The sequence below is a fragment of the Achromobacter spanius genome (assembly GCF_029637605.1).
GTDB lineage: Bacteria > Pseudomonadota > Gammaproteobacteria > Burkholderiales > Burkholderiaceae_B > Achromobacter > Achromobacter spanius_E.
Genome location: NZ_CP121261.1, coordinates 355,109 through 364,598, shown reverse-complemented (window position 1 = coordinate 364,598; position 9,490 = coordinate 355,109). Strand labels below are relative to the sequence as shown.

Annotated in this window: 8 protein-coding genes; 5 read left to right on the top strand and 3 right to left on the bottom strand. The window is 66.8% G+C overall.

All coding sequences use genetic code 11. The features are described from left to right. Nucleotides 1–18: 18 nt before the first annotated feature. Both P8T11_RS01685 and P8T11_RS01680 read left to right on the top strand, forming a co-directional pair. On the top strand, nucleotides 19–951 hold the full coding sequence (locus tag P8T11_RS01685; RefSeq protein ID WP_230695533.1) for a LysR family transcriptional regulator: 933 nt from the start codon (nucleotides 19–21) through the stop codon (nucleotides 949–951). Nucleotides 952–1,303: 352 nt separating this feature from the next. After that, nucleotides 1,304–3,214, top strand: a complete 1,911-nt coding sequence (locus P8T11_RS01680) for an ABC transporter ATP-binding protein (RefSeq protein ID WP_268078628.1) — start codon at nucleotides 1,304–1,306, stop codon at nucleotides 3,212–3,214. 56 nt (nucleotides 3,215–3,270) lie between these two features. On the opposite strand, the gene P8T11_RS01675 is transcribed toward P8T11_RS01680, so the two are convergent. Then, nucleotides 3,271–3,945 carry a DJ-1/PfpI family protein gene (locus P8T11_RS01675; RefSeq protein ID WP_268078629.1) on the bottom strand — a complete coding sequence of 225 codons (675 nt, stop codon included), beginning with the start codon at nucleotides 3,943–3,945 and terminating at the stop codon, nucleotides 3,271–3,273. Nucleotides 3,946–4,035: 90 nt separating this feature from the next. Here P8T11_RS01675 and P8T11_RS01670 point away from each other — a divergent pair, with 90 nt between their 5' ends. Then, nucleotides 4,036–4,923, top strand: coding sequence for a GlxA family transcriptional regulator (locus P8T11_RS01670; RefSeq protein WP_268082469.1), 888 nt, complete (start codon nucleotides 4,036–4,038; stop codon nucleotides 4,921–4,923). Nucleotides 4,924–4,932: 9 nt separating this feature from the next. Here P8T11_RS01670 and P8T11_RS01665 read toward each other — a convergent pair whose 3' ends face one another. Together P8T11_RS01665 and P8T11_RS01660 are read right to left on the bottom strand one after the other, a co-directional pair. Further along, nucleotides 4,933–5,655, bottom strand: coding sequence for an SDR family oxidoreductase (locus P8T11_RS01665; protein WP_268078630.1), 723 nt, complete (start codon nucleotides 5,653–5,655; stop codon nucleotides 4,933–4,935). Continuing rightward, nucleotides 5,652–6,647 (bottom strand): Bug family tripartite tricarboxylate transporter substrate binding protein, encoded by a 996-nt coding sequence (locus P8T11_RS01660; protein WP_268078631.1) that lies wholly within the window; start codon nucleotides 6,645–6,647, stop codon nucleotides 5,652–5,654. The genes P8T11_RS01665 and P8T11_RS01660 overlap by 4 nt, the downstream gene beginning before the upstream one ends. 120 nt (nucleotides 6,648–6,767) lie before the next feature. Here P8T11_RS01660 and P8T11_RS01655 point away from each other — a divergent pair, with 120 nt between their 5' ends. Continuing rightward, nucleotides 6,768–7,808, top strand: coding sequence for a cyclase family protein (locus tag P8T11_RS01655; protein ID WP_268078632.1), 1,041 nt, complete (start codon nucleotides 6,768–6,770; stop codon nucleotides 7,806–7,808). 3 nt (nucleotides 7,809–7,811) lie between these two features. Then, complete coding sequence (locus P8T11_RS01650) at nucleotides 7,812–9,488, top strand: AMP-binding protein (RefSeq protein ID WP_268078633.1); 1,677 nt, start codon at nucleotides 7,812–7,814, stop codon at nucleotides 9,486–9,488. Nucleotides 9,489–9,490 lie beyond the last annotated feature (2 nt).

Sequence of the window (9,490 nt, the reverse complement as noted above, 5' to 3'; positions counted from 1 at the left end):
ATTCGATGCGTAAAGCTCATGGATTTTCAAAAGCTCAAACACCTGCTGGCCGTGGTCGAACACGGCACTTTTTCGCTGGCGGCGGAAAAGGTGAACCTGTCCCAACCCGCGCTTAGCCGCAGCATCCAGGCGCTGGAAACCGAGTTGGGCCTGCCGCTGCTGGATCGCGGCACGCGCCGGGTCCGCCTGACACCTTATGGCGCTTGCGTGGCCGAGCGCGCGCGCCGCATGCGCTTTGAAGAAGCCGAGCTGCAACGCGAACTGAAGGCGCTGCATGGCGGCGATGCCGGCTCGCTCACCATCGGCCTGAGCCCCGCCCCGGCATCGTTATTGCTGTCGCCCTTTTTGGCGCACATGGCCGCGCACCGGCCCCAGGTACGCGTGGGTGTCGAACTTGGCAGCACGGCGGCGCTGCTCGACATGCTGCGCGCCGAACGCATTGATGCCATGGTGTGCGATGCGCGCATGTTGTACGACGCCGCCGATATCGACACCCGCCCGCTGGCGCCGCTGCGCGCGGGCATGGTCTGCCGCAAGGGGCACCCCATCCTGGCGCACAAGCGCGTGGGCATTGAACAGGTGCGGCAGTATCCGGTGGCCTCCAGCACGCTGAGCCCGGAGGTGTCGCTACGGCTTGCCGACACCTTGGGGCCAGGCGGCGCGCCCGAACAGATGGTCACGCTGCGTTGCGAAAACCTGGATGCGCTGGCCGACCTGGCGCTGCATACCGACACGCTGCTGCTGGGTGTGATCTGCGTGACGCGGCGCGAACAAGAGGCGGGGCGACTGGTGGAAGTGCCGCTGCCGCCTGATCGCCAGCGCCAGGGCCATTACGTGCTGGCGCGCCTGGCCGGGCGCACGCCCCTGGCGGCGCAAGATGCGCTGTACGAATTCACGCAGCAATGTTGGGCGGGGTTCGCCGCGTTCAAGCCCCGCGGCCCCGGCCGTTGAAAAAAACCCACAGCGGCAATACCCACGCAAAACGCCCCGTTGATTCCCGTACATCATCTCTATAGAATCAGCAATTCGGGCCTTTGCCCATTCCTTTTTCATCCACTTCACTTACCGCCAGGGAGGCCGCATGATGTTTTGCCCCATGCTCACCGCCGTCCCGCGCGTATCCCCGCGACGCCATTAAGTCGTCGCCCGCGCGGATCCATCGCTAGACCGTTACCTAGCGACTGGTCCACCGCGCCCGCTCAACACCCGTAAACGCAGTTGCCGATGCCTCGCGCATCCGGCTTGTTATCCCTCTTTCCTCACAAGGACATCCTGGCGTGTCTTGTGCCGCCAGGCCATTGTTATGGCTAGAAAAAAAATCGACTTTCGAGGACAGGCCTTCAAGGACGTCCTGGGCTTTACCTTCAAGCATTGGGTCTTGCAGCCCTGGCGCACCGTGGTCATCGTGCTGCTGGCCTTGCTGTCGGCCGTGGCCGACATCCTGACGCCGATGTATGCCGGCCGCCTGGTTGACGCCGTGGCGTCGGGCTCGAGCGGCGATGCGCTGGCCTGGGACGCCGCCATCACGGCCTTCTGGCTGCTGGTGGCGCTGGGCGTGGGCGGCACGCTGCTGCGCCAGGCCGTGTTCCAGAACATCATCACGTTTACGTTGAAGATGATGAATGGGATCGTGTCCAACGCCTTCTACCGCGTGCAGCGCTTTTCCACCGACTGGCATGCCAACAGCTTCGCGGGTTCCACCGTGCGCAAGATCACGCGCGGCATGTGGGCCGTGGACATCCTGAACGACACGCTGCTGATCGCGCTGTTGCCATCCGTGGTGATGCTGGTGGGCGCCACCGCCCTGCTGGGCGCGCACTGGCCCTTGATGGGCTTGGTGGTGGGCCTGGGTTCGGTGCTGTATATCGCCGTCACCGCGGCGTTGTCGCTGGGTTATGTGGCCCCGGCCGCGCGCCTGGGCAACGCCTGGGACACGCGCATGGGCGGCGCGCTGGCCGACGCCGTCAGTTGCAATGCCGTGGTCAAGGCCTTCGGCGCGGAAGCGCGTGAAGAAGCGCGGCTGGATCGCGTGGTGAACAAGTGGCGCCATCGCACGCGCCGCACCTGGGTACGCGCCACGCTGAACGGCGGTATCCAGGGCGCGATGCTGGTGGCGATGCAGGCCGCCATTCTGGGCGCGTCCCTGCTGCTCTGGTCGCGCAACCAGGCCACCGTGGGCGACATCACTTTCACCTTGACGATGTTCTTCATGCTGCAAGGCTATCTGCGCGACGTGGGCATGCATATCCGCAACCTGCAACGCTCGGTCAACGACATGGAAGAACTGGTGGCGATGGGACGCCAGCCCCTGGGCGTGGCCGACCGTCCGGGCGCGCGCGCCATCAACATTCGCGAAGGTGAAATCCGCTTTGAAGACGTGACCTTCCGCTATGGCGCGCACAACACGGCGCTGTACCAGAATTTCTCCGCGCGCATCGCGCCCGGAGAACGCGTCGGTCTGGTGGGCCATTCGGGCTCGGGCAAGACCACGTTCATCAAGCTGATTCAACGCCTGTATGACGTGAACGACGGCCGCATCACCATTGATGGGCAAGACATCGCCCAGGTGAAGCAGGCGTCGTTGCGCAGCCAGATCGCGATCGTGCAGCAGGACCCGGTGCTGTTTCACCGCACGCTGGCTGAGAACATCGCCTATGCCCGGCCCGGCGCGACGCAGGCCGAGATCGAGCAGGCGGCGCGGCTGGCCAGCGCGCATGACTTCATCATGACGCTGCCCAAGGGCTACGACACGCTGGTGGGCGAACGCGGCATCAAGCTGTCGGGCGGCGAACGCCAGCGCGTGGCGATCGCGCGCGCCTTCCTGGCGGACTCGCCCATCCTGATCCTGGACGAGGCCACCTCCAGCCTGGACAGCGAAAGCGAAGTGCTGATCCAGCAGGCCATGGACCGCCTGATGGTGGGCCGCACCACGCTGGTGGTGGCGCACCGCCTGTCGACCGTGCGCGCCCTGGACCGCCTGCTGGTGATGGACCGTGGCCGCATCATCGAAGAAGGCAGCCATGACCAGTTGATCCGTTTGCAGGGCGGCCTGTATCGGCGCCTGTTCGAACGCCAGGCCCTGGAACTGACCAAGGGTTTGACGGCCGCCGAAATGCTGCAAGACGGCGCCACGCCCCCGAAGATCAAGGACCCGAATGTGGACCCGAGCGTGGACACCGACGTGGATGAAGGCAGCTACGCCTTCGGCAAGTAGCGCGGCCCAAGTAGCAGGGCCCAAGTCGCGCGGCCCAAGCAAGGCAGCCCGATAGCCTAGGGCATGGCGGCGGCGGCGCGGTCCACCGCCGCCGACCGCCGCGCGAAGCGCGCTTCTGACATGGCCAGATAGCGCTCCACCACGGCGGGCTCGGACGTGGCCGGCGTGCCGCCCGGGAACGGCGGCTTGGGGTCGTATTCGATCTGCAACTGGATCAGCTTGGCCACGTCTACACCACACAGCGCCGCCACCACTTTCAGGCCCATGTCGATGCCGGACGTCACGCCCCCGGCCGTGTAGATATTGCCGTCGACACACAGGCGTTCATCGCTGGGAATCGCACCAAAGCGCGCCAGCAATTCGCGCGCGCGCCAGTGGCTGGACGCGCGCTTGCCGCGCAAGAGGCCCGCCGCGCCCAGCAGCAGCGACCCCGTGCAGATACCAAAGATGGTTTGCGCGGCCAGGCCCTGCGTGCGCGTGAACGCCACCCAGTCCGCATCCACGATGGCATCATCCGTGCCCGGCCCGCCCGGCACCACCAGCAGGTCGCATTGCCGCGCCGACGCAAGGGTTTGCGTGGGCACGAATTGCAGGCCGCGATCGCACCGTACCGGCTCGCGCGTTTTTGCGACAAAATCCACGGTAAAGCCCGGCGCGTTCGCCAAGACCTCGTAGGGTCCGGTCATGTCCAGCTGGGTCAGCCCTTCGAACAAGAGAAAATTCACATGCATGACGATGCTCCCTCAGAAACGCCAGCGTCCAGCATAGGCGGACGCGCCCACGCCAGTGCGCCAGAATGCGGGCAAACCGCGCCACGGCGCGTGTTGTTCATGCTGTACGACGGGTTCCAGCCGCTGGACCTGGCGGGCCCCTGGCAGGCATTCAGTTCCGCCAACGAAGAGGCGGGGCAGCCGCTCTACCAGTTGAGCACGATCGCCGCCACGCCGGTCGTCAGCACCTGGGAACAAGGCCTGCGCATGCAGGTGGACGGCACCTTCGAACAAGACGGCGACGCGCCCATTGACATGCTGCTGGTGCCGGGCGGCCCCGGCGCGGACCGCGCCAGCGCCCATGCCGAAACGATGGCCTGGTTGCGCCGCCGCGACGTCGGCGCGCCGCGCACGTGCAGCGTGTGTACCGGCGCCTTCGTGCTGGCCGCGGCCGGCCTGCTGGATGGCCGCGCCGTCACCACGCATTGGCGCTCGGCCGACCGACTGCGACAGAAGTACCCCGCGCTGCGCGTGCAAGACGACCGCATCTTCATTGAAAGCGGCAAGTACTGGACATCGGCGGGCGTGACGGCGGGCATCGACCTGGCCTTGGCGCTGATCGAACGCGACGTGGGCGCGGCGCTGTCGCAACAAGTGGCGCGCCGGCTGGTCGTGTTCATGCGGCGCGATGGCGACCAGCGTCAGTACAGCCAGACGCTGCGCCTGCAAGACCGTGTAGCCGCGCCGTTCCGGGATCTGGTCGAGAAGATTGAGGCGAAGCTGTCGGCACGCTGGTCGGTGGACGACATGGCAGATGCCTGCCAGATGTCGCGCCGCACCTTCCAGCGCAAGTTCGCCGCGCACTTCGGCGTGGCGCCCACCGAAGTGCTGCGGCGGCTGCGCCAGGAGCGCGCCAGCGCGTTGCAAGCCACCGGTAAGATGTCGAAGAAATCGGTCCAGCAACACGTGGGGCCTTTGCACGACAGGCCGGAGCCCTGACCCCACGCGCTACCCCGCCAGCCCCACCGACATGCCCCCGCACACATACAGCAGTTGCCCGGTGATGAAGCCCGCCTGCTTGTCCAGGAACATGGCGACGCTGTGCGCCACCTCTTCCGGCTGCCCCACCCGGCGCACCGGAATGGACGCTTCCAGCGCCAAGGTCTTGGGCTGGCCGGGCGGGTTGGACTGATTGAACAGTTCGGTGGCGATCGGCCCCGGCGCCACAGTGTTGACGGTAATGCCGTCGGCCGCCAATTCCAGCGCCCAGGTGCGCGTCATGCCGGCCAGGCCGGCCTTGGACGCACCGTAGACCGTGCGCCCGCCCTTGCCCAGCGCGGCACGGCTGCCGATATTGACGACGCGCCCGTACTGCGCCTCGCGCATGGCGGGCAACAGCGCCTGCAACAGCAACACGGGCGCGGTCAGGTTCAAGGCCAGCGTGCGCTGCAACTCCGCCTCGGTCACGTCCTCGATGTTGGCCACCTGGATCATGCCGGCGTTGTTCACCAGATGCAGCACAGGCCGCTCGGCCGCCAGTTCGCGCGCGGCCTCGCGGGTGGCCGCCGCATCGCCCAGGTCAACCGAGCGAAACGTCTCGCCCGGCAGCAGGGCATCGGGCGGCCGCCGGCTGAAATTCACCACCTGGTAGCCGTCCTGGATCAGGCGGGCCACGATGGCGCGGCCGATACCCCGGCTGCCGCCGGTGACAAGTGCGATGGGCGTGTTCATTTTGCGGTGATCCCCTGGTCTTTGATGAGCCCGCCCCACTTCTTGCGCTCGGCGCGTTCGAATGCGGCCAGATCGTCGCCGAACAGCGTGCCGGGCTTGGCGCCCATGGTGGCGAAATTCTTGGCCAGGGCAGCGTCTTGCAGACCGCTGCGGGCGGCATCGATCAATTGCTTGACCACCGGCGCCGGTGTGCCGCGCGGCGCGTACAGCGCGAACCAGGCTGTGACGTCAAACCCCGGCAAGCCGGATTCGGCAACGGTGGGCAGATTGGGCACGGACGGATCGCGCTGCGCCGAGGTGACGGCCACCCCGCGCACCAGTCCGCCGTCCTTGATCTGCGCCAGCGAGCCGGGCAGGTTGTCGAACAGCAGGTCCACCTGTCCGCCCGCCACAGCGGGCAAGGACGCGGACGTACCCTTGAACGGCACGTGCAGCATCGTCACCCCCGCCATCGACTCGAAGTACGCGCCCGTCAGGTGCACCGACGACCCGATGCCCGGCGATGCGTAGGTCAGCTTCTTGTCGGGCGACTGCTTGGCGGCCTTGATGATGTCGGCCACCGTCTTGTAGGGCGACTTGGCGCTGACGGCGATGACGTTCGGCGTGGTGGACACCAGCGCGATCGGCACCAGATCCTTTTCGGGGTCGAACGCCATGTTGCTGTACAGGAACTGGTTGATGGTCTGCGTGCCGATCGTGCCCAGGCCCAGCGTGTAGCCGTCAGCCTTGGCGCGCGCCACGTAAGCCATGCCGATGTTGCCGCCCGCGCCGGGCTTGTTTTCAACCAGCACCGTCTGCTTCAGGCCGGGTTGCAGCGCATTGGCGATAGCGCGGCCGAACATGTCGGCGCCGCCACCCGGCGGGTACGGCACCACCACTGTGACGGGATGATCGGGATAGCCCGCGGCATGCGCCACGGGCAGCGCCAGCAGGGCCAGGGCGGCCAAAGCCAGCCTGCGCCGCCCGGCGCGCGGGGGTACGAATGAGGTCATGAACTTGTCTCCTGTTGAATCCGCTGCATGCGGATTTCTTCTTGAAATGGATCACTGCTCAAAGTACGTAAATACGTACTATAGTTATAAAAACACAGAAATCGGATAGGAGACAAGCAAATGAAACGCTGGACGCAACGCCCTGAAGGATCCACCTGGGGCGACTTCGGGCCGGACGATGAGCTGGGCCGGCTGAACCTGCTGACCGAGGAAAAGGTGTTGCAGGCGGTGCGTGAAGTGCAGGCGGGCAAGGTGTTCTGCCTGTCGCTGCCGCTGGACCTGCCGGGCGGCAACGTGCTCAACCCCCGCCGTCACGCGCCCACGCTCAAGCCCACCTTCCGCGAGGGCACGCCGTACCTGAACTTTGCGATGTCGCAGGTGCAGCCCGAGGCCGTCGACGTGCTGTCCGACGACCAGGTCACGCTGTCGATGCAATATTCCACGCAGTGGGACGGCCTTTGCCACGTGGGCGCGCTGTTCGACATTCAAGGTGACGGCGAAGCCCGCCGCGTTTACTACAACGGCTATGCCGCCGGGGTGGACGTGTTTGGCGGTGCCGACCCCGACACGTCGCCAGAGGCCTGCTGCCCGCCCGGCGGCTCATATGCGCGCAAACTCAGCGTCAGCCGCTACGCCGAAAAAGGCATGCAGGGGCGCGGCGTGCTGGTGGATCTGGCGCGCGCCTTCGGCCCCGGCCGCACGCTGGTGGGCCACGAGCAATTGCAAGCCGCCATGCGCGAACAGAACGTGGTGGTGGAAACCGGCGACATGCTGGTGTTGCGCACGGGCTTTGCCGAGCGCGTGGTGGAAATGAACGGGCAGCCGGACCCGCACGCGCTGGAGCAGACCGGCGCGGTGCTGGACGGCGCCGATAGCGCACTGCTGGACTGGATCTCCGCCAGCGGCGTGGCCGCCATTTGCGCCGACAACTACGCGGTGGAATCCTACCCGGCACGCACCTCCGGCCCCGGCCATTCGATCCTGCCGCTGCACCACCATTGCCTCTTCAAACTGGGCGTGCCGCTGGCCGAGCTGTGGTATTTGAAAGACCTGGCCGACTGGCTGCATGCCAACGGACGCAACCGCTTCCTGTTGACCGCCCCGCCCTTGCGCATGCCCGGCGCGGTCGGTTCACCCGTGACGCCCATCGCCACGGTGTAAGCCATGTCCTTGCCTTACTCGACCTTCGCCGAACATCTGGACGCGCTGGCGGTCCGTCGCCCCGAAGCGACCCTGTTGATCGACCAAGACCAGCCCATCAGCGCCGCTCGCCTGCGCGCCCAGAGCCGCGCCTTGGCTGCGGGACTGGCGCGCATCGGCGTGCGTCCCGGCCACCGCGTGGCGGTCTGGCTGCCCAACTGCGCCGCCTGGGTGGAATCATTCCTGGCCTGCGCGCATCTGGGCGCGCTGGTGCTCGCCGTCAACACGCGCTTTCGCGCACTAGAGGTTGCCGACATCCTGGGGCGCGGCCAGGCCGACTGGCTGGTGTTTTGGCCGGGCTTCAAGGGCATCGACTTCGCGGGCATCCTGGCCGCCGTCCCGTCGTCGGAACTGACACGCCTGCAAGGCGTGATCGCCGTCGCCGCGCCGGATCCGAACGAGACCACCGCGAACGACACCACCCTGAACGACGCCATCGCGAACGCCTCCGCCGCGTCGCCCGCCGCATTCATCCCTGGCAAGCCGACCCATCGCTACGCTGACCTGACGGCAGGCCAGGAGCCGCCGCCCGCCGCGCAGGGCAACACCCGGGTGCTGTGCTTCACCACGTCGGGCACCACGTCCAAACCCAAGTTCGTGCTGCATGACCAGCAAACGCTGCTGCGGCACGGCGCCACGGTGGCGCAAGCGTTTGGCTATGACGACCACAGTTGCGTGCTGGCCAGCGCGCCGTTCTGCGGCGCGTTCGGCTTTGCAACCCTGGCGGGCGGTCTGGCGCAAGGCGTGCCCGTGGTCTGCGCGCCGGTGTTCAACGCCGCCGAATCGGCCGACGCGACAGCACGCTACAAAGTCACGCACACCTATGCCAATAACGAGGCGCTGGTAGGCATGATGCAAAGCGCGCCCGCCAGCACCTTCGCCTCGGCGCGGCTGTTCGGCTTCGCCAGCTTCACGCCGGCGCTGGACAACATGCTGGACCTGGCGCGCGAAGCGGGCGTGCCGCTGACCGGCCTGTACGGCTCCAGCGAATTGATCGCGCTGGTGGCGGGCCAACCCCGTGACCCGGCTGACGGCGACGTGTCCGCCCGCCACCAACCCGGTGGCACGCTGATCTACCCCGAGGCGCGGGTACGCGCCCGCGACCCCGAAACCGGCCAGGTGCTGCGGCACGGCCAATCGGGCGAAATTGAAATCCTGTCGCCCAGCCTGATGCAAGGCTATCTGGACAACCCCGAGGCCACCCGCAACGCCGTCACGGATGACGGCTATTTCAAGACGGGTGACCTGGGCTACACACTGACCGATCGACAGTTTGTGTTCCAGACCCGCATGGGAGATTCCCTGCGCCTGTCGGGCTTTCTGGTGAACCCCGTGGAAATTGAGCAGGTGGTCGAAACCCTGCCCGGCGTGCGCGCCTGCCAGGTGGTGGGGGCCACGCGCGACGGCAAGATCGTGCCCTACGCCTTTGTGCTGCTGCATGACGGCGCCCAAGCCGACCCCGCCGGCTGGACCGCCGCCTGCAAGGCCACCATGGCCGGCTTCAAGGCCCCGGTCGGCTTCACCGTGCTGGACGCCTTTCCGTCGGTGGAAAGCGCCAATTCGGTCAAGATCCAGAAACACCGGCTGCGCGACATGGCTGAGGCTATGCTCTCGGATCCATCCTTACCGCCCACGCCCTGACC